Consider the following 836-nt stretch of genomic DNA (forward strand, 5'->3'; position numbering starts at 1 on the left):
CGGTCAACTGCTGATAATTCATGGTAGTACTGCTTGTTTCTTTGGCGAGAAGAGCGTACCACTTTTAGCAGTTGGCTTCCTCTTCTACACCTTTCCATGAATGTCGCACTTATTATCTGAAATCGGGCATATCCGTTCTTTGGATACGTGAACCTGTTACTTCAATGCGTTCTACCTTAGCGTTATCTCCTTCTTCAGCGTAAACAGCCATACTAGATAAAGCAACTGTTGTAGCACCACCAATTAACGCAAAGCGAACCGCTTTGGCTAATGTTGAATTAGCGCGCATATCATTCTCCCTTAACACTTGTTATTTGTTTAGTTGTTATTTTAATTAAATACGGAACGTTATAGGAAATAAGTGCCTATTTAATTAGGCTCCAGATATAACCACAAGAAAATAACAAGTGCAACAGTTGATATTGATGTTGGTTACGATGTGTAAAGGTGTTTTGTTGCAAAAATGTTTCTCTTGAGTTGTTTTTTATTGGTTGATTACTGGCTTAGGGTGCGTTTAATCTTTTTTGCTAATGAAAACATGGCTTTTGTTTATTTTTGTTTGTTAATTTGTTTTTTATTTGTAAAAATTGAAAGCATTTGTAATAAAAAAATAATCATACTTTTTCCTGAAGAATCCCCTGATGATTTACAAATAAATCATCAAATTAGGGTGGAAGCGCATCTTGTTGCATGATCAAATGGTTTCGCCAAAAACTACACTTGGACAACAAGATGCGCGAAGCCAATATCCTACAACATTCTTTACACCAATACTGCCCAGAACTTCACCTAAAACGATTAAACAGCTTGATGCTGGCCTCTAAGGCACTGATTGA

The 836-nt window shown here is 36.4% G+C and carries 1 protein-coding gene; it reads right to left on the bottom strand.

Annotation, left to right across the window (positions count from 1 at the left end):
- Positions 1–112: 112 nt before the first annotated feature.
- Positions 113–289 carry a hypothetical protein gene (locus tag AEA42_RS22320; protein WP_156312333.1) on the bottom strand — a complete coding sequence of 59 codons (177 nt, stop codon included), beginning with the start codon at positions 287–289 and terminating at the stop codon, positions 113–115.
- Positions 290–836: the final 547 nt, after the last annotated feature.

This window comes from Shewanella sp. Sh95 (assembly GCF_001308045.1).
Taxonomy (GTDB): Bacteria; Pseudomonadota; Gammaproteobacteria; order Enterobacterales; family Shewanellaceae; genus Shewanella; species Shewanella xiamenensis.